Source organism: Pantoea deleyi, assembly GCF_022647325.1.
Lineage (GTDB): Bacteria > Pseudomonadota > Gammaproteobacteria > Enterobacterales > Enterobacteriaceae > Pantoea > Pantoea deleyi.
This window is the reverse complement of record NZ_CP071405.1, coordinates 3,554,259-3,574,569: the sequence shown is the minus strand read 5'-3', so window position 1 is coordinate 3,574,569 and position 20,311 is coordinate 3,554,259. Positions and strand designations below refer to the sequence as shown.

Below are 20,311 nucleotides of genomic sequence, written 5' to 3'. Positions count from 1 at the left end.
CGGAAGTTCGCGATTGTCATAACAACCAGGGTCCAGGACTAACATTGGAATCTGATAATCAACCGGGAGCAGATCAGCAGAGCTGTTCAGAGAACTTCGATTATGGCCGAGATAATTGTAAGGCCTTTTATAAAAAGGCCTTGGCAGATAGAACTCTCCAAATGCTTACAATTTAAGGAGTAATTTCAATTTTTTTACACAATATAAGAAATATTGTTACTTCCATATATTCACCTAGAAGGCATATCCTCAAGAGTATTTTTCAGCCCCCAAGCAACGGCGTGCGCCAATAATGGGGGAACGGCATTGCCAATTAGAGCATTTCGTGCATCTTGCGAACTATACACAGCAACAAAATGATCTGGAATAGATTGAAAGCGCATGGCTTCCCTTGCTGTTATTAGGCGGTTATGTTCATAATGAAAATTCGAGCCAACATTGGGTCTCCGAAAGTACGTATTAACAGTATAAGAAGGTTTTTCAGGGTGAAGTCGGGCATATGTTGTGGTACGCCCTCCACTCTTCTTAAAATTAAGAATTCTACCTGTTGCATACTCATCCGGAACATTTTGGTAATTCCCCCCCGGAGGAATAAAGCTTAATAGCCGCATATCAGTATCCGACATACGAGGATTTTCATGAAGAGAAACCTGCTGCAACCCTGAATTTCGCATTATTTTAGAAAATTCAGAAGGAATCCCATCCTGATAGTTAGCAAGCTCTCCTTTAGGAACAGGATCGCCTAAGTCGCCTATTGCTGCTGCTGCACCATTATCATAATTTGAAATATCAATTCCATAGCATTTTTTTGCAAATTCGCTGGGAGTTGGCATTACAAAATTAGCATCAAGTACCCCCACCAAGAAAATTCTGCGTCGCTTTTGAGGTACAAGATAGTTAGATGCATCAAGTTTCATCACTGAGACTGTGTATCCCAGCGACATAAATTCTTCAACAAGAATGTCAGGAAGCCTTTTCCCATTAATATTAGATGCAGCCATTCCAGGTACATTTTCCATAACAAATGCACGCGGTTTTTTTGCTCGGATTATTTCCACATAACGATAAACTAGTTGCCCACGCTGATCATCAGGTCTTCTTTGACCAACCAAAGAGAATGATTGGCAAGGTGGCCCCCCAATAATTATATCTGTGTCCGGTATTGTATTAATAGATAATTCATTTATATCTCCTAGTAGGGCAACACGATTAAAATTGTGAGGGTAAGAGTCAATAGCTGCCTTCGCAATATCGTTTGCCCATATTATTTCATATCCAGCCCACTCAAAGCCCAGATCAAGCCCACCAATTCCACAAAAAAGTGAAGCAACTGTAAGACGTTTGTTTTTCAAGGGTTACGTGCCTCTAGCCACTCGGATAAAGCTTGCCAAGTTTCCTGAAGCAAAGCATTTTTCTGTAATGCCGGTTTACGGGACACTATTTCCTCCGCAAATAATTTATCAAGTGCCTGCAAATCAGGCTGAGAAAATGGAGAACAATCCGTACGCAGCGGATATTGAAGAGAGTGAGCTGCTTCTATAATCGCAATTCGATTTGGCGAACGGACCCATCGTGGATCAAATATTTTAATATTTCGTACATGCGATTGCTCCAATGAACGAACCCCTTCCCTATTAACTGATACAATTTCACATTGCAACCAACCAAAACTAGACATCAAAAAAGCCGCAATTAACTCAACAGCAATTTCACGAGTCAACCCTGTTGTGATATCTGTTGCTTGGCAATCACCATATGACAAAAAATTACTTGAAAGCCTGACCTGACGCTCGTGTTGCATGAAAGGAAAAGGGTTAATATGCACACGGTGCCCCTTGCGCAGTTTTCTCGGAACAATTAGCTCCCCAGCAAATGGCTCACGTAATGCATTCCAAAGCAAGTTCGAAGGTAGTACCGTTTCATCCAGCCCCACAACCTGTTCAATGTCGTGTATATATTGAGCAACACTAACATTTGCTTTTAACTCCGCCAACGCAGAATCGAGGTCAGCATCCCATACACGTCGCCCATCACCTCGATAGCTAGCTTGGATGGCAGGCTGACGCTGAAAAGGTGCTTCTAAAGTCTCATCAAGTGTTACATCCTTGATAGTTAAGCGATAACCTGATAAATGATCAGAGTTTTGTATAGCATATCCACGATATTGCTGAGGTATTTGTGAGGCTGAATGTCTTAATTGCACTTGTTCCGATTTTGTTAGAGGAGTTCCCTTTGTAGTTTCGTATCTTTTACGATTTGGATTGCTGGAACGGCGGGGTCCATAATTTGTACGATTAAAGGGAAATTCGTATACAGCGATCCCTCCACCTTCTTTTGCCAAACTACCACGTCTGTTACTAGCGAATAACTGCTCAAGATTAGGCCAATCTGAAGATCTATATTCCTGCTGTAAATCAGGGGAAAAATATGCTTTCCAGCTAGATTTAGCTTCTAATTTTTGCTGACTTACATATTGTACATTCCAATCAGATGGGTAAGCACATTGACCACGAAGCGCAGCTCCTACAGCCATAAAATCAGCACGGATTGGATCAAAACTGCGTAAAAATTGAACATCATGCCCAGCAGGAGCTGTCCCTTTCCTAACAACTAAAATTGAAGTAGCAATTGTCCAAGCAGTAAAATAGTTTTTGTGCGGATATTCGACTAATGCCAAGATAGTACATTCACGTAAAATCAAAGCACGGAGCGGTATTGAAATACTATTGTGATACCAACGATTGTCTAAAATTATACCGAAAATAGTGCCTTCATCACTCGCTTTAATAACAAACTCGACATATAAATTATATATATTTGCTTGACCAGCAGCCGTTTCTGTAATGCTTCCCAAAGCATCAATACAACTATAGAAATGTTTTCTGAGATCCTGAGGAATTGGGGCTTCATCCTGTGCCTCATATCTCTTGAATGGAGGATTCATGAGTACAACATCAACCCCATTAAATTCCTTGGCAGATGAAAACATATCACCGGCAGAAATATTACAAGGGTCTTGACATGAAAGAACATGAGGTTCTTTCAATACTAATCTAATCGCTGCAATTTTCGTTGCAAGTGCATCAGCATCAATTCCATGAATCCGGGAAAGAGTTTCAGCATGACTTAAACCAAATGCTCTCAATAAATCATAAGCAGCAGAAAGAAGGCTGCCATCACCACAACCGGGGTCAAATACTGTCTTATTAGCATCACTAATCACAAGTGCAGCAAGAAGTGCGGATAAATCAGGATCCGTTTGAGCCTTACCTCGTGCATCCTGAACTGTTAAAGTATAAGACTCAGATATAAGGATATCTGGAAATTCAAGAATATCAGCCCGAGTAGCTGCCAATCTACTTATGCGCTCTGTTCTTATTTCATTAATAAATAGTTCAATAGTAGACTTATAATCATTTTTTCGCTCTAATTTTCGATATAGGGAGGCAGCTTCAGATTCAAATACACCAGCAAAGTCTATACGGTGTAATTCATCAATTGCATTTCCAACTTGGCTTACGCTGCCCCTTAGAGACGGGACCTGATTTGCTAAGGGGTGACGAAATTTCTCAAGTACTCCCTTGAAATATTCAATTGCTAAACATCTCAATAGAAGCTCTCTACGAGGGGCCTCAGATGGTTCTCCAGAGAAATAATTGGCCACAACATGGGGAACCTTTCCCCCACTCAGGTTAATTTCCAAATCATATGGCAGTTCTTCAGAATAGCTGATCATTGAACGAACAATTCTTGGCCACACTAATTCGAACACAGGTACATGTGTATTTATCACATGGGAAATGAGCTGACTAAGATGATTAGCAAACTGTTTTTGATGCGCAGCACAGCTCCCAGGAACAAAGCTTCCAGAATCAAATGTCATACCAAGGATTCGACAATCTTTTGGGGGATTGCTTCCGTTTAGTGCAAACAACAAGGTCACTTCCATATTTGTAACACAGAAGTATCCTGGCTTTCCTAGAGAATAAAGTAATCGGTTTGCTTCTGCATACCCTTTTGCTTGAATTTGATTTCGTTCCGAAAAAACTGCTGCTTTAGTCCGCTTAATTTCGACTACCAAAACCCATCTGTTTGTAGCACTTTCCACTAAAACAAAGTCTGGGATAACTTGGACTCCATCAGAACTTGGATGATGCTCCCAATGATATTGAGCAGAGATCCCCATACTTAATAGCACATCATCAGCAACATATTGAAATGCTGGGTGAAACTGTCGAACCTCATCATTGTTATAATTAAGCCAAGGCATAATAATTCCTTATTTTTTTGGTCGCCGAGCATTCAACTCAACTTCTAAAAGTATCTCGTTTATTGAATGAGGCTTTAGCCGATCATCAGCAAGAACATTTGCTACCAATTCGTCGATTCTAGAAAGGAGTTCGGTAACATCTTCTCGACCATCGATCAATAACTGCCCCAAAAAAGTGAGTTTTTCAATGTCCTTTTGTGGCCAAATAGTCAAGTCAATAATAGATGCAGCTCTGTATTCAAACAATTGGAGCTTAGCCAGTCCAGCTCCTTGATTTCTTGCCTGTTCAAGAATACCAATTGAACTTACCGTTGAATTAAGTGCTGCCAACCACGCCTGAGTCGGGATGTTAGAAAGAGGGGTAAGCCCATAGAAATTATCCGAATAGATTCGATTCGGATTAAAAATATGTCGCGGACGCTTCCGTAGATAATAATTAAATAATAATGGAGCCCACTGAGCATTATGGTGTACTGCCCAAGTATCTGGCCGCTCTTTTCGCCAAGTCAGAATTGAAATATTATCTTTTGGGGAGACTAACGCCTGTTTGAGCCTGCGTTCAAGAGTTTCCATTGTTCTATTATTTACTTCTGTCGAGGTTACTAAAAGTACAGCTTCAGGATGGTTGTCTGGAACAACAAAACCAGGAATTAGAGCAACCTTCTTGACAAATGGACTAGAACACTCACTTTCGGCATTAACTAAATTTGTCATAAAGAAGTTCGACTGCTTTAAACGAAGCCCCCGCCGTGTAACAAAAAGGTTTTCGAGTACGCTTAATCCATTTACACCATGAAGTAAGGAATTTTTATTATCTTCAAATAAGTTTCCACTGGAAAAGCCTTTTTTGACATAGATAATCGTTGCGTCGATCAACCTTCCATCAAATGGTAAATCTGGAATAGTTTCCACTTTCACCCAAGAACAGTTTTCATTTAAATAACTTTTCAACCATTGTCCGAATCTAGTTGTTTGCCATGAATCATAAACAATGCATGCCATTTTCCCGCCTAGTTTAAGATCGGCAATGACCTTGACAATAAAGTAAACATAGAGATTCGCTGTCCCAGGGACACTTACACCATACCGTTCCTTAAAAAGGGATTTGTAGTGATGCTTTTTTGTAATCCACTCTTGCCGAACATAAGGAGGATTAAGAATGGCGAAATCATATTGCTCCTCAACGCTATACTCCAAATAATCGGCATTGTTAATGCGTAAAGGTATACGACTGAAAGTTGACCAATTTCTAGTCAATTGCACCATCTCTGCATCAAGATCAATAGCATCAATCTCAACTTTGCAGTCTCTCGAAACTAAACGTTCGATAGCTTGAGGGAATGTTGCTGGTCCAACACAAGGATCTAGTAGCCGCTGGTGAACCTCATTCTCAGAGATACCTAAGCCCTTAACCATTTGATTTGCCAATTCTACATTGGTAAATACTTGTCCAAGTGCTTCCGCTTTAGTACGGGGTTTCCTTGCATTGCTTTTTGGATCACCAGAGCGCACAGATCTTAGCACCAGTGTATTCATAGTCTGTAATGCACCGATTTCAAATTGAGATTGCGCGGAGTATAAACCAAATTCATCACTGATTAACCCCCCAATCGCACTTCCTATGGGTAAGTAATATAAATGGCATTACATCCTAATGTATTGTTTTTTAAGTATATTCAATATGTTGAGCTTCATAAATGGTCACTGTTTCGGTAGTCATATTTTAAGCTCGCATGCAGGTGCCAATGTCCGCTTCTGGCACAAAGCGGCCCTTTTCACCCTTCGGGTTTAAGGGGCAGTCTTTCAAGAGCCTGCTCTATTTTCTCTGCGTCCTGTTCCACGATTGCTCTCTCATCAGGTGTGAGCGGAACTTCTTCAAGGTAACGTCTGACGGAGGCTTTGCTTTCCAGTATAAGCCCGCGCGCGCTGTCCTTCAGCAGGTTAAAATCGTAACAGTTTTAGCCAGCGCTCGGCCAGTAACAGGAAATGTTCATCCGGTGGAATCAGCATTGCGTTCACCTCTGGCAGCATTATCACTGATTAAAGTCTACTCACTCAATGTTGCATTCCACTTAACTTACTCGATATCGAACAGGGTAATGAGCGTTTTAGAAGCTCTGTCACCTCGCGTAGAACAGTATTCGATTGATGAGATGTTTCTAGACGTCCGTGGAATCGATTTTTGCACGGACTTCGAGACATTTGGACGCGAAGTCCGTTGCAGTATTCGTGAGCACACCGGCCTTACGGTCGGCGTTGGGGTTGGTAAAACCAAAACGCTAGCAAAATCAGCCCAGTTGAGTAGCAAAGAGTGGCCTCAGTTTGGCGGCGTTCTGGCCATCACATCGCACGTCCGTGCAGAGAAGATGCTTGCCCGCCAGCCCGTTGAGGAGGTCTGGGGAGTAGGCAGACGCATTGCCAAAAAACTTAGCGGAATGGGTATTACGACCGCACTGGAACTCTCCCGCGCCAATCCTGCAATGATCCGTAAACACTTCAGCGTGGTACTGGAGAGGACGGTGCGCGAGCTGAACGGCGAGAGCTGTATCAGTCTGGAAGAGGCGCCGCCGGCAAAGCAGCAGATCGTGTGCTCCCGTTCGTTTGGCGAAAGGGTCACGGAGTATGAACACATAAGACAGGCGATCTGTCAGCATGCCGAGAGGGCGGCCGCTAAATTGAGGGGGGAGAAACAATACTGCAGACAGGTTTGTGCATTCATTAAAACCTCGCCTTTTTCGCCCGGAGAAGCTTACTACGGAAATCTGGCTTCAGAGACACTGATGTCACCCAGCCAGGATTCCAGGGACATTATCGAAGCTGCGATGAGAGCGCTTGACCGGGTATGGATAAGCGGCCATCGCTATGCGAAAGCAGGTGTTATGCTGAACGATTTCACGCCTTCAGGAGTTACTCAGCTCAATCTCTTTGATGAAGTTCAACCCAGAGCCAACAGCAAGCCTCTGATGCAGGTGATTGACCATATTAATCAGACTGGCATAGGGAATATCTGGTTTGCCGGAAGGGGCATAGCGCCTGCATGGCAAATGAAGCGCGAGATGCTTTCACCAGCCTATACAACACGGTGGAGTGACATTCCTTGGCGACACTTTGAACATGAAGATAACAGGGTATTTTTATTAAAATGCCCTGTTAAAAAAGCATTAAGGATAACTATCATTATCACTATAAGAAGAATGATACTCTTCAAACAGCGGTTCGTATTTTTTTAATTGATCGGCATTCTCTTGTAACATCCAAGAAATTGCTGACTTAAAATATATTATGAAAATTACATGTTTTCTATTCTTTTGAATTGCTAGAGTCCATAAAAGATCATGACATTTATTCAATAATTCATTAAAACCCTGTTTGAACATGTAATTATAGATGTTCAGAAGTTCATTTACCTCTGCATCTGTGATTTTATCAACATCATGGTTGTCAGCCATTATTTCAAGTTTATAAATCATGGCTTTGCAATAATTAAAATTGTTACTATCTGTAGATAAGACCCTATTTAGCCGACCTAGTCTATCAGCATCTTTTTTAAGAGTGTTTATAGAAAATAAGATATTATTAGCTAGTGTATGATACTCTAACCTGCGACTTTTCTTTTCTAGTGACTCTAATTTAGTGATGCGCTGGCCATATGGTAGTTCATCAGAAATAACATATTCCGAAGTAATATGAGCATGGCTATTAGCGCGAAAATTCCTTTTGCTTTTCTTAGCTAAAGAAATCGCTGCAGTTTTATCTGTTTCTTGTAAAAGATATAATTCAGAGACGTAAACTTTCTCCAAGAAACTTTTCTCATTAACAGGGCATAAGTTGCGGGCCTTTGCAAGATTTTTAATTGCATCATCGTACAGAGAGAGCATTCGCTGAGAATCACCTAGATGATAATAAAATTTATAATCATGAGGGTTAGCTACATCAGCAGTTACCTGCAATAGACTGGCGGCAGCAGAGGTTGTTTCTTTAAATCTGCATGAATTATCTAGTGAGTAAACATATGCGACAGAAAGATAAACTAATTTATTTAACTTATTTACAAAGTGCTCTTTCTCACTGTCAGTGGTTAGATCGCAGGATATTTTAGACTTACATTGAATGATAGAGTTTTTTAATAGGGTACTTGCGTTATCTTCTTCAGTGTTATATCCATTATCGATGATTTTTCGGTTTGTCGCACCAAGGTGAATCCCTTTTTTAGTTTCACTGATAACAACTTTTAAATATGCACTTGAAATTATAAATATTTCATCCTGAGGGATTAGTGAAATGACATAGTCTTTAATTATGGGGTTTAATTTAATTAATGTTGTATTGCCGTCAATCTCAACTACCGAAGCAAAGCCTAAGTGAATTATCTCTTGGGTGTTTTTTATAGATAGTTTTACACCCATTTTATCTTTACGTAAATTACTTAAAGACTCACCATTTTTAAGAACCGCTAAGATTTTTAGCATTGTGAATGTTAAATTCTTGTCCGGATTCTTGGAAATAAAATCTATTTGCCTAATTATCTCAGCAGGCACATCATCTGAAATGTAGATATCAGAAAATAAATCATCTTCTTCTAATATTTCTGACGGAGAACTATAGCCCAGGCTCTTAATTATCTGGTCTAATTTTATCGCCACACCTTCACTTAGCTCATATAATTCCTTAATCCTGTTATTATCAAGCTTACTTTCATTGAATTTATTTCTAAGAATTAAGGTTGTTTCATCCAGAGAGAGATTGTTTAATTTTACCGTAATTCCTTGGAATGCAGGGAACGTAATTGATGATGAAAAAATACAATAAACAAATCTATTGAGGTTTTTCAAAGTCTCTGAAAAGTGAATTAAGTAATTTAAAGCCTCTTGCTCAATGTCTCCCCTAATATTGTCTATAGTGATCAAAAAAGACTCTTCTTTTAGTCTCCCTATTTCAAAAGCGAGTAACTGCGGATTAACGCCAGTATAAGCTACGAAGCAATCATCAACTTGATTTTTAACTATAACATCATTGAATTTAATTCTAAAATGCCTAATTTCTTTCTTATATCTAGCCGTTAATGAATAAATAAAACTATAAAGCCCAGCTCCGATACCAGCTTCAATGAATACATGCTTATTTTTGAAAAGTTTAATAAAAGCATCATTTTGCTCTTTTTTTCTAATTCCTAAGTAATCAGGGTATTTTGGCATGTAAAAATAGTTTAATTCGCTAGTCGTATTTAAAGTGACTGGCGAACATACTACTTTTTTATTCTGACAGCTTCCTTTTTTAGAGAGTTGAAGATAGTGTTGCAGTCAACGTTTTTGTAAAAATGTATGCGTTCTCTACTTATAGCATCCTTAAAAATACCTTCGAATCTTCCATAGTTTTTATTTATATCATCTTCTTTATCAGAATAAAAACACCAGATAAGTGAGTATTTTAATGAATGGTTGTTCATTATTGCAATAAGGGTTCTAGTAAAGCTATCCTCCCACCCCCCATATGCCATCATACAAACAGTATGACCATCTAAAATATTTCTTATAGATTCCTCTATCTTAACACGCCTTTGATTTAATTGATTGCGAGTATGCATTGTATCGCCTTTGGTCCATACGCCATGGATATGAACTATTGTCAATTCATCATTGGCGTTCTCATTTATGGTTGAGTCCGAAACAATACTAATGCTGTTATAAGGAATTTTTTCTAGAGACAACGCATCTTCAATTAATGTATCAAAATTAGTTGTAATGATATATTTTACTTTTAATTTTCCTTCCTTGATTGCTGTCACAAAATCTTTCACAGAATTAGGGATCTTTTGTTTTCCAGTAGAAGGATCTATATTAAGGCTAACAATTTCATTAATAATGTTTTGAATTCCATCAGCACCATAATTCTTGGACACAAACTCAAATGCTAACTGATATGGAATTGCCTCGGAGTCGCTATCCATATAATTATCAAAAGGTTCCTGATAACCCTCTTCATACATTTTATTTTTTATAAATGAAACGACACCATCAGGTTCTAATATACCTACTTCACCACGTCGGCCAGTTAAAGCAGAGCCGAAAACGAATGAAACTTCAGAGGTGTTAGACAGACGCCTGATTAAATCTTCTTTTTGTGCACATTCTAATGCCATTCCAAAATCCTTATTTTAAATAAAATAAATTCATAGAAACTTACATCTGAAATAAAGTTACCAGATAAAATGCAGAGAAAGGGGGAAAGATTGCATAAGCATAATTATTTTCATTAGATTATATACTCATTTCTGGGCAATCATCAACAAAATTAAAGTATGCACTCAATTAAATGTGAAGTATGACATAGGGTGAATGGTTTTTAACAAAGAGAGGGCTTAACGACATCCGTGTTGCGCATATGAAATTCACTAACCACTTTGCTGCGGCACGTAGAAGGATGAGACAGAAAGCACCTTCATAGCCCTTAAATGTCGCTAAGCTTGAATTGTAATTTCTGTCTTTTCCAAAAAAAAAAGCCTAGGGAAGATATTTTAGAATCTCGATTTTTTTGGGGTTAACACATATTAATCATAAACTTAATCAGCTTCACCACGAACTGCCGCATGAATCTGACTGAAAAGACGCTTCGTCCAGGTATCAGTGACGTGCTTCGGATCGGATGAGATATACGTTGATACAACAAAGCTTCCCGCTTTGTTGCCGGTTGAACCCGTGCCTTTGAACGTCCGGCGAACTTCAATCGTCAACCTGTCATTTCCCGCCCAGTTTCTGGACATACGATAATAGCTGCCAGGCTCTGCCGACCAGCTGGTGCCTTCAGAAATGGCCGAGGCTGACCAGCCCGCATTCCCCTGTCCGCTGTTGCGCGCGGCAGCCACATCCCCGTCTGAGACGAAGCCGAACTTTTCCTTCAGGCGCATGGCCACCGTATCGGCTGGTATGAGAACCGGCCCATAGGCATCGCTGATCTGATTGCGTTTTTCAGGCGTGGTCTGGCCTTTTATATCTGTAGGCATTTGATGACCGTCATTCAGCGAACCGAACTGGCCTAAGCCGTTCATGAAGCTGCTGCAGCCGCTGAGCGTGGTCGCCAGCACAATGGAGGAGAGAGTAAGGTTTTTTTTTGACATGATATTCTCCGGTTCAGGGGCGGGCTGCACCCGGCAGCCCGTGTGCGTCAGAAAGTGAAAGAAAGCTGCGCGGCAGCACCGTAGCTACGGTCTGTACCGGCCATGCCGGTCAGGTCGAGATGCACCACATTGAAAGGTGAAATCCCCACGCCGGCGGTAAACATGCTCCGATCGCTGTTACGCATGTCTGCACGGTAACCGGCACGCAGTTGCGCCCAGTCCCAGGCATTCAGCTCGGCGCCCACGCCAACATACTGTGCTTTTTCATCCGAGGCAAAACCGCTGGCCGGAGTCAGGTCAACGTCTGTGGCCATCGTGACAAAACCGTTGCTCCACGCCGTGCCGGCAGTCGCCTGCGGGCGGATCTGGAAAGTGTCAGTGATGCCGTTGATTTCGCGGGTATTAACGTTACGTGATACAAGGTTCTGTCCGGTCAGTCCGACGGTCCACTCTGGCGTCAGCTGAGCCGCAAAGCCTATGTCGACGTTTGCGCCGCTTTCTGTACGCTTCCAGTCACCGCTGCGGAAATCTGACGCGCTGTAGTTACCGACGGAAACGTTGTAGTTCCAGGTATCCACGCGCTGGACCTTTGGCGTGATGCCTACAGAAACCGGCGTGTCGCCCAGGGTAAACTGATGCGCTGCAGCGATACCGTATTCCGTGACCAGTGCGGCAACGCCCTGAGCCCGCGAGGTCATCTGGTCAATATCCGCCTGGGTCGGCGAGAAAATGCCGCTCTGTGCCGCATCGAGATACGCCAGGTCACGCTGTGTGATATCGGTGCGGACCTTCGCCTGTCCCCAGCCCTTTGCCACAAAGGCGAAAGGGAGGGTGTCATTCGGAATGGCAATCACCGCAGAAAGCCCGGCGCTGGCGTGCCCGCTGTCGCCGTCAACGTCCTGCAGAGATTGTTTCAGCGCAGCCGCCTGTCGTGAACTGTTTCCGGTGCCCGCTGAATCGCGGAAGTCGTCAAAGGTGGCTTTTACCCTGTTCAGTCCGTCACGCAGGTTATCCGGATCGCTGATTTGTGCCCCCACGCCCGGCAGGATGAGTCCAACGTGGTCACTTCCATCGTGGCGGGTCATCAGAGCGGGATTGGCCAGCGCAGCGGCCAGATAATTTGAAGAAGCCACGCCCGTTCCCCCCATGGCATCGTTACGCGCCTCGGTCCAGGTGGTTGCGGCATTGACTGACGGCACGGCTGAAGCCAGTAATGCCAGAATAATGCTGCGTGTTAACAGTTTTGCTTTCATCAGTTATTTCCTTTTCTTGTTTTTGACAAAGGGGTTTCCCTGGTGCTGATGCACCAAATAAATAAACAGGCCTGATTTTTGTTATTTAAATACGGTTAACCAAAGCTCATGACTTCTTTCAGATAGTCCTCCCACTCAGGCGTAATATGAAACGCCGGGTTTCTTTTCGGTTGCAGTTCCTCCTCGCTCCACTTGAATTTTGAGCTGATTTTTTGCTGGCGATTAATGATTTCTTCAATGGCAGATGAGATCGGGAGAAGTAATTCAGAACCCTCTCTCAGAATGTCAAATATCCCGCGCGGTAATTTGCGGAATGAAATTTCAGCAATCCTGCTTTTCAGCCGCAGCAATTCGCAGAACGAGATAAAAGCATTTGTGTCTGATTCACTGATAACGGAGTGCGGTATCACGCCGGTGAAGTAATTATTTTCAAAAGACAGGCCATTAATGTATTTAATCCGGGTCGCTGCGATTAGTATCTCGTCGTCGGAATTAAGCCCTAGCTGACCGGTATCATGCTCTCGCCTGAAAAAACATAAGGACTGAACCGCTGCACCTTTGTGCGGCAGAAGGCATTCAGCAGCCTGCCAGACGTCCCGGAGTGCAATAATCTCCACCGGAGCAATGTTTTCACCGGCGAGCCAGCCGGACTGAACACAGAACCATGATGCAAGCTGCTCAAGTACAGGCAGGATCAGGTGATCGAGCGTGCGCTCACGGTTCTCCAGCACGCTCATGCCGATATTCAGCTCAGAGAGCAGTGTAGCCACCTGCGCCACATCAAGGCCGTGGCGGTCCATCAGGTGCCAGAAGCGCTCATAAACGCGGTTTACCGTGGCTTTGCGGGGCGCCGTCGTTTCAGTCATGACGCCCTCGATGATGACATTGACCAGTTCAGAGACCGAGATACCGAGGTTACGTGACACCTGGTGCAGAAATTCCCGTGATGCCGGACGGAAACGTATGGCCACGGGCGGACTGCCGGTCTTTTTTCCCTCTGCGAACTGCGTCAGCAGCTGCCTCTGCCCGTCGGTCTGCTCCAGGGCGACGCGGGAGAGTATTTCTGTCAGGTTCATACGTTTCATAAAAGCCCTGGTGCTGGATGAATGAGAAAATAGTTTGTTAATCTTTTTGTAGCCGGTGTGAATACAGTACCTGGCAGAACCGGGGGCTGTATAACGCGATATTTCGATCGTTCAGATCGAATACAGGCATGTATTCAGTGTGAATAATTCCTTTCCGGCCTGACAGCCGAAATTATTTTTCCGGTTCAGAAGATTTCCGCAGCAGCATTACTGGCCATTCGCTGCGTAACGGGCAGCGCCAGCGCCACTGCCTGAACAGAATTTCCAGCTGCATCAGGGCGCGGGCAGCGTCCCGGAAAGGGACACTCGTCAGCCGGCTGCGGTAAGACCAGCCCTGCGCCGTCAGGTACGCCCTGAGTCTGGCTGCCCGCACCGGCGTCAGCAGGTGCGAGGCAATGACAATGGTCTTTCCCTCCTGCAGTGCGGATTCTACCGCCTCATACACGCCTGACCAGAACCAGCTCACGCGCTCAGGCGTCAGTCCCACGGTGGGCTGCCAGGGAGACAGGTGCACGGTGATGCGTTTTCTGCGGCTCAGCATACAGGGTTTCCTGAGCAACTGACGGGTGAACCAGTCGAGCGGCCTGAGCATAAACGGCGAGGCGGCCGTCAGCATCCAGAGCGTCAAAGCGCTGCACGGACCGGCCGGGGTCAGCAGGCTGAAAGCGAGCGTGAGCGCCAGCCAGAGAAAGAGGGTCAGGATAACCAGACGTTGCTGCATGGGTGTGTTCAGTTTGATTAACGGATGGTGCGCACAGCGAAGCACGGGACGTTAACGGCGTCCGTCGTAAACCCTGAATCCGGTATGAAAAATTAAAGCAAGCGGGATGTCTGCCTGAGGCAGAAAAGGGTTTAGGGTTGCAAACCACGCCCGGTCTCATAGCGTTACGTCATTTCTGAAGCAGAATGAAAGGCAGTGACGATGGTGCGGGTAATGAAATGGCTGGCAGGCAGGACGACGCAAAAGCCGGCGGCGCAGCGGCTGAACACGGACGTGAAAGAGGTGGCGTTTCGCCCGGTCCTCACCGGCAGCGAACTGATGCAGACGGCTGAGCGGCGTAAGCTTGCGAAAATGCTGGCGGAAAACAGCCCCCTGTCGCAGTCCGTGACGGAGGCCTGGTGGCTTCAGCCGGCACAGGCACTGCTTGCGTGCGTACAGGACTGTCCTGCCGCGTGGCGCGGGCCTTACTCCGGGCCGGGGGGATTTGGCGACCTGAGCCTAAGCGTGGCGGTCAGGGCCGTCCGGCTGGTCCGGGGCATGATGCTGCCGCCCGGCGCGGCTTCAGAAGAGCAGTCTGAGCAGGCGCCGGGCTGGGTCTGCGCGGTGTTCTGGGCGGGGCTGTTTCATCATCTGGCCTGGCTGACGCAGGCCGAAGGTGCCACGGAAAAAGGGCGGGTGTGGTATCCGGGCCTGCAGGAGCCGGACAGCGCGTGGCGAATCCGGCCCGCAAAAGAGGTGCAGGTATCACAGCTGACGGGCCAGTACATGGCCGCACGGCTGTTACCGGCGTCCGGAATGCTGTGGCTGCAGCGCTGGCCGGAGATTTCACACTCCCTGCTGCAGTTTATGGCGGGTGAGCGCAGCGGTGTGCTGTACGGCATCATTACTGAGGCAAGGCAGGGAGCCGGACTGGATTACGGGAATTTATCAGATGCATCCGGAGCGGAATTTGTAAGCATCGTACCGGAAGTACAGGTGACTGAAACTTCACCAAATTTAGCACACATCGCACCCGTCCTTTTGTCGAGTCATATCATTTCAGCAAATGTTTCAGAACCGATTGGAAGCAAAGCGGCAAAGTATACTGCACCTCAGTCAGGCGATGGGTCAGGAGGGGCAGAGAATGCCCCCCCGGTCATCACGGCACTAGTGTCGGCCCTGGACAGCATTGATACAGGTTCTGCCCCGGATGAGTCAGCCCCTGATGGCGCGGACAGTGATACGCAGGCAGACCTGCTGGTCGCACTGGACCGCATTACGGCCGGACAGTCGCCGGTCTGTACCGCTGAAGATAACATGCAGCCTCAGCCAGAGCCTGAGCAAACAGCGAGTGCCATGCTGCAGAGCGCGACTACGGAAGCAGTTTCGGCCGCAACAGACGGCGAGCGGTTTATGGAGTGGCTGAGGGAAAGCGTTGAAGGTGGCACGCTGACGGTAAACGAGCGTGACAGTCCGCTGCACGTCCTGGCCGGTTTTGTCTTTCTGGTGTCGCCGGACGTTTTCTTTAAATTCATTGCTTCAAAGCCAGAGAATAACGCCGACAAAAACAGGTTGCAGAAAAGTTTTGAGGCGCTGGGACTTCATCATTCACGAAATGGGAAAGGGTTATACCATTACCATAAATACGACTCGCCGGATAAAAGCGGTCGTTTTACCAGCCTGTCGGGATATATGGTACGGCCCGAAATTATATTTAAAAGAGGAAGCTGTCCTGCGGACAGTATATGGCTTTCGCCACGGCGGGAGTAATTACAGGGTTAATAACACTGAGGCTGTCATGTCTGAAAAAGTGACTTTCAATATAATTCTAGAGGATTACTTTTTTAATAAAGTTCTCCGGGAAGCAACAGAATGGAGCTATAAAAAAGTCGTCAAAACGTTTACTGAATATGCCGGGGAATCATTATTACCGGGCAGCGTTACCCGCACGGATGTCCTTAAATGGCGGCGTCACGTGCTTAACGAACAGAAGCTGAGCAAAAGGACCTGGAATAATAAAGTTGCGCATATGCGGGCTATATTCAATCACGCGATGGCCAGCAAACTTATTTCTTTATCGGATAATCCCTTCAACGGGGTGGTCGTGAAACCTGAACTTAAGCGAAAAAAGACACTCACCCGCGAGCAGATGCGAAAGATCGATATTACCATGCAACGTAAGGTTGAACTCGAGCAGCTGGGGATACTTGATGTCAGGCCAAACGCGTTGGAACCGGCCTGGTTCTGGAAGACGGTCATAGACACGCTGAAGTATACCGGTATGCGGCAGAATCAGTTACTGCACATCCGGCTGTGTGACGTTGACCTGAACATGGGCGTCATTGAACTGCGGCCTGAAGGATCTAAAAGCCACCGTGAGCATCGTGTGCCCGTGACCGACAAACTCAGACCCGGTCTGGAGGAGCTTTGCAGGCAGGCGGTCTGGAAAGGGGCAAAATCAAAAGACCAGCTGTTTAACATTAACCTGTTTAACCGGATAAAGAAAAAAACGGTCAGAGGCAGTAACATGGATCATCTGCCGCTGCGGGCTTTTTTCAGGCGGCTGTCAAAAGAGTGCCAATGTGACATCAGCCCGCACCGGTTCAGGCATACAATTGCCACAGATCTAATGAAAACCCCGGAACGAAGCTTGAATGACGTCAAAATGCTGCTGGGACATTCCAGTGTGGCGGTGACACTGGAATACGTTGAAGCTAACATGGATCTTCTGCGGCATAACCTTGAAGAAGCCTTCAGAGTTTAAGACTAATCTTAACCCAAATTTCTAATTAGCTGATAATAAAAAGGGAAAAAAGGCGGGGTTTTACTTTACAGATCGTTGACATAACTGCGATGAAAAGGTAAATACCTGTAACTGAAATACTCGGGATGCGAGAAATCCGGATGATGCGCTAACATCATCCGGATTCTTAATCCCTAAACCCCAGGTGCAGAACGAACGTGACTCATCCTGCACGATGACGAAAAGGGATCTCTGTCTTGCCCGTTAAGGATCTCACCCCTTAACGAACAGGCTCTGAAGAGTGGTGCCCGAACCCGGAATCGAACCAGGGACACGGGGATTTTCAATCCCCTGCTCTACCGACTGAGCTATTCGGGCAACGGGGCGCATTAAACCGTAAAGGCCGCGGGTCGTCAACGGCTTTCACTAAAAAACCCCTGGAAACGTGACTGATTGCCTGATTTTCAGTCAGAGTCGGTAAAACCTCAGGCCAGCGCACCATGCTTGCGGCAGAGCGCGATGCTGTAAACGTCCTCCGCCAGCCGCTGGGCGGTGGCGACATCCTGCACGTTTCGTTTCACCAACAGCTTGCTGAGACAGCCCTCCAGGATCAGCTCCATCTGATCGGCCACCATGGCGGGGTTATCCAGCGCCTGATCCAGCAGAATGTCATGCGTGAATTGCCAGGAGCCACGTTTCTGCTGTTCCGCCAGTTGATGGATGGGCTGGTCGGGCTGCGGATAGAAGCTGCAGGCGGCGATAAACAGGCAGCCGGGGAAACGGCCTTTACTGACCTGCTCAGCCAGGACCTCGTAACGCGCCATCAGCTTCTGATCCGGCGTCAGCGACTCATCCAGCAGGATCTGACGTCGCCAGGTCTCAATCTGCTGCCCGTGATAGCGCAGCGCATCGTAAAGCAGGGCATCACGGTCGGGCCAGAAGAGCTGGAGCTGTTCTGACGATAATCCGGAACCCGCCAGGGTTTCCAGTGAGAGGGTGGCGGCGAGGCCGTTCTGTTCAAGCACATTCAGGGCATGCTCGAGTATCTGTTCACGCTGCAAGTGTCTCTCCTCTGGTCTGCAGGCCCGGCTCTATCACCGGGCAATAATCTGACTCCAGTGTTGTTTATGGGGTAAGTTTCTGCAAATGCGCCCGGAAGTCGGCGGCATTGAGAAACCCGGTGAGACGTGATCCGGGGATTTCCCGGCCCTGCGCATCAAAGAACAAAATGGTCGGTAATCCCAGTACCTGAAGATGCTGCAACAGCGCGTTGTCGCGGGCGCTGTTGGCCGTGACATTGGCCTGGAGTAACTGAACCTGACGCAGGCTATCGCGCACGGCGCTATCGCTAAAGGTATATTTCTCAAACTCTTTGCAGGCCACGCACCAGTCCGCATAGAGATCGACCATGGTGAGACGGCCCCCGGCCTTCTGCAGCGCGCTGTCGAGCTGCTGCGGCGTCTGAACCGGCTGAAACGGCAGCGCGGCCACGGCCTGCTGCGCAGCAGAAGTGCCAAAGGCCCAGTCCTGCAGCGGGCGGGCGCTGATGAGCGCGGCGGCCAGCATGACGATCTGGACCACCCGCCAGCCACTGCTGCGGGCATGCAGGCTGACGCTGAAGGCCCAGCCGAAGAAGGCCACGCCCAGCAGGCTCCAGAGACGCAATCCCCAGACATCGCCGATAACCCGCTCCAGCAAGAACACCGGCAGGGCCAGGATGACAAACCCGAAACCCTCTTTAACGGTCTGCATCCACGGGCCGCTTTTCGGCAGCAGGCGGTTACCAAAGAGGGTCACGGCGATCAGGGGGAATCCCATCCCGAGCGCATAAAGCCACAGCGTCCCGGCACCGGCCCACAGATTGCCGCTCTGCGCGATATAAAGCAGGATGGCGCTGAGCGGGGCGGTAGTGCAGGGCGAGCAGATCAATCCGGCCAGCGCCCCCATCAGGAAAACGCCGGGTAGCGATCCTCCCTGCTGGCGATTACTCCACAGGGTCAGGCGGGTTTGCAGGCTGGCGGGCAGTTGCAGCGTAAACAGGCCAAACATCGACAGGGCCAGCACGATAAACAGCACGGAGAGCGTCACCAGCACATAGGGGTGCTGCAGCGCGGCCTGGAAACGCAGACCGGCGGCCGCCACGATCAGCCCCAGCAGCGTGTAGGTCAGCGCCATCCCCTGCACATAGACCATCGCCAGCGCAAACAGCCGGCCCAGCGAAAAGTGGCGCTGTCCGCCCAGGATAATGCCGGAGATCAGCGGATACATCGGCAGCACGCAGGGTGTAAACGCCACACCGATGCCGATCAGCAGTGCCCAGAGCGGAGAAAAGGGCAGCGGGCTGGCGGGGGCGGGCTGTGCATCAGGTGTAGCGGTGGGCGTCGCCGCCTGTGCGGGCGCGCTGCTGGCGGCCACCGCGTTCAGCGGAACGGTGCGGGTTTCCGGCGGATAGCAGAACCCGGCGGCAGCACAGCCCTGATAGGTCACACTGAGCGAGGCGCCGCGGGCGGCCTGCTGCAGCGTGACCGGCAGCGTCAGATCCTCAGGATAGATCTCACTTTTGCCAAAGAACTCATCTTCATGCGGCTGTCCGGCGGGCAGCGTCAGCGGCGCAATCGTCGCGTTCTGCGGCGTGATGTGGATCTGCTGGCGATAGAGGTAGTACCCCGACTTGACCTTCCAGTGCAGGTTGAGTTGCGCGCCCTGCTGGTTAAAGTCAAACGTAAACGCCTGGTCGACCGGCACAAAGCGGCGGGTCGACGGGTCAGAGAAGAGGGAGGCGTGCGCCTGCAGGCAGATAAAGAGCGCCAGCAGGAGCGTAATTAAGCGAGAGATGCGTGCAGCCATGACAAGTATTCACTGTCTCCATATTGAACCGGCAGCGCCAGCAGTTCGGGTACGTCGTAAGGATGAGCCGCTTTGAGCAGGTCACACAGCGCCTGCTGACGATCGCTGTCGCACTTCAGCAGCATCTGAACCTCGCGGCTCTGCGCGATCTTTCCCTGCCAGTGATACCAGGAGGTCGCCTCTGGCAGCAGGGTTACGCAGGCCGCCAGTCTGGCTTCCAGCGCCAGGGTCGCGAGCTGCTGCGCCGTGGCCTGATCGGGCGCCGTACAAAGAATAACGACAGCATTCATCCTGACACT

14 protein-coding genes, 1 tRNA gene and 1 pseudogene are annotated in these 20,311 nt (G+C 47.4%); 3 read left to right on the top strand and 13 right to left on the bottom strand.

The window, feature by feature from the left end; translation table 11 throughout:
- Positions 1–230: 230 nt before the first annotated feature.
- The 3 genes from J1C59_RS16780 to J1C59_RS16770 are packed head-to-tail and all read right to left on the bottom strand — an operon-like array spanning position 231 to position 5,806.
- A complete protein-coding gene (locus tag J1C59_RS16780; protein WP_128084814.1) occupies positions 231–1,352 on the bottom strand; it encodes a DNA cytosine methyltransferase in 1,122 nt (373 codons plus the stop codon).
- Positions 1,349–4,270 (bottom strand): BpuSI family type II restriction endonuclease, encoded by a 2,922-nt coding sequence (locus J1C59_RS16775; RefSeq protein WP_128084815.1) that lies wholly within the window; start codon positions 4,268–4,270, stop codon positions 1,349–1,351. Before J1C59_RS16775 ends, J1C59_RS16780 begins: the two co-directional genes overlap by 4 nt.
- Positions 4,271–4,279: 9 nt before the next feature.
- Positions 4,280–5,806 carry an Eco57I restriction-modification methylase domain-containing protein gene (locus J1C59_RS16770; protein ID WP_242281343.1) on the bottom strand — a complete coding sequence of 509 codons (1,527 nt, stop codon included), beginning with the start codon at positions 5,804–5,806 and terminating at the stop codon, positions 4,280–4,282.
- Between the two features lie 542 nt (positions 5,807–6,348).
- Here J1C59_RS16770 and umuC point away from each other — a divergent pair.
- Positions 6,349–7,368: pseudogene (gene umuC, locus J1C59_RS16765) on the top strand (translesion error-prone DNA polymerase V subunit UmuC); the annotation flags it as partial.
- Between the two features lie 63 nt (positions 7,369–7,431).
- Here the strand turns inward: umuC and J1C59_RS16760 are convergent.
- The 6 genes from J1C59_RS16760 to J1C59_RS16735 form a co-directional block, all read right to left on the bottom strand.
- Positions 7,432–9,465 carry a hypothetical protein gene (locus J1C59_RS16760; RefSeq protein ID WP_128084818.1) on the bottom strand — a complete coding sequence of 678 codons (2,034 nt, stop codon included), beginning with the start codon at positions 9,463–9,465 and terminating at the stop codon, positions 7,432–7,434.
- A 50-nt stretch (positions 9,466–9,515) separates the two neighbouring features.
- On the bottom strand, positions 9,516–10,409 hold the full coding sequence (locus J1C59_RS16755) for an SIR2 family protein (RefSeq protein WP_128084819.1): 894 nt from the start codon (positions 10,407–10,409) through the stop codon (positions 9,516–9,518).
- 420 nt (positions 10,410–10,829) lie between these two features.
- Positions 10,830–11,384, bottom strand: a complete 555-nt coding sequence (locus tag J1C59_RS16750; protein WP_140916831.1) for a hypothetical protein — start codon at positions 11,382–11,384, stop codon at positions 10,830–10,832.
- A gap of 47 nt (positions 11,385–11,431) precedes the next feature.
- A complete protein-coding gene (locus J1C59_RS16745; RefSeq protein WP_167498246.1) occupies positions 11,432–12,637 on the bottom strand; it encodes a conjugal transfer protein TraF in 1,206 nt (401 codons plus the stop codon).
- A gap of 95 nt (positions 12,638–12,732) precedes the next feature.
- A complete protein-coding gene (locus J1C59_RS16740) occupies positions 12,733–13,722 on the bottom strand; it encodes a conjugal transfer protein TraE (RefSeq protein ID WP_128084822.1) in 990 nt (329 codons plus the stop codon).
- A 172-nt stretch (positions 13,723–13,894) separates the two neighbouring features.
- Positions 13,895–14,443 (bottom strand): pili assembly chaperone, encoded by a 549-nt coding sequence (locus J1C59_RS16735; RefSeq protein WP_208721834.1) that lies wholly within the window; start codon positions 14,441–14,443, stop codon positions 13,895–13,897.
- 213 nt (positions 14,444–14,656) lie between these two features.
- Here J1C59_RS16735 and J1C59_RS16730 point away from each other — a divergent pair, with 213 nt between their 5' ends.
- Together J1C59_RS16730 and J1C59_RS16725 are read left to right on the top strand one after the other, a co-directional pair.
- The gene (locus J1C59_RS16730) at positions 14,657–16,192 is read left to right on the top strand and encodes a conjugal transfer nickase/helicase domain-containing protein (RefSeq protein ID WP_242281342.1); all 1,536 of its coding nucleotides are present in this window, start codon (positions 14,657–14,659) and stop codon (positions 16,190–16,192) included.
- A gap of 28 nt (positions 16,193–16,220) precedes the next feature.
- Positions 16,221–17,186, top strand: coding sequence for a tyrosine-type recombinase/integrase (locus J1C59_RS16725; RefSeq protein ID WP_128086839.1), 966 nt, complete (start codon positions 16,221–16,223; stop codon positions 17,184–17,186).
- Positions 17,187–17,467: 281 nt separating this feature from the next.
- On the opposite strand, the gene J1C59_RS16720 is transcribed toward J1C59_RS16725, so the two are convergent.
- The 4 genes from J1C59_RS16720 to cutA form a co-directional block, all read right to left on the bottom strand.
- Positions 17,468–17,543: transfer RNA gene (locus J1C59_RS16720), tRNA-Phe, on the bottom strand.
- 107 nt (positions 17,544–17,650) lie between these two features.
- Positions 17,651–18,226 (bottom strand): division control transcriptional repressor DicD, encoded by a 576-nt coding sequence (gene dicD / locus J1C59_RS16715; RefSeq protein ID WP_128086840.1) that lies wholly within the window; start codon positions 18,224–18,226, stop codon positions 17,651–17,653.
- Positions 18,227–18,290: 64 nt separating this feature from the next.
- Positions 18,291–20,012: a protein-disulfide reductase DsbD gene (locus tag J1C59_RS16710; protein ID WP_140916833.1), complete on the bottom strand. Its 1,722-nt coding sequence runs from the start codon at positions 20,010–20,012 to the stop codon at positions 18,291–18,293.
- The gene (gene cutA, locus J1C59_RS16705) at positions 19,988–20,302 is read right to left on the bottom strand and encodes a divalent cation tolerance protein CutA (protein ID WP_128083965.1); all 315 of its coding nucleotides are present in this window, start codon (positions 20,300–20,302) and stop codon (positions 19,988–19,990) included. Before cutA ends, J1C59_RS16710 begins: the two co-directional genes overlap by 25 nt.
- Between the last annotated feature and the right edge of the window lie 9 nt (positions 20,303–20,311).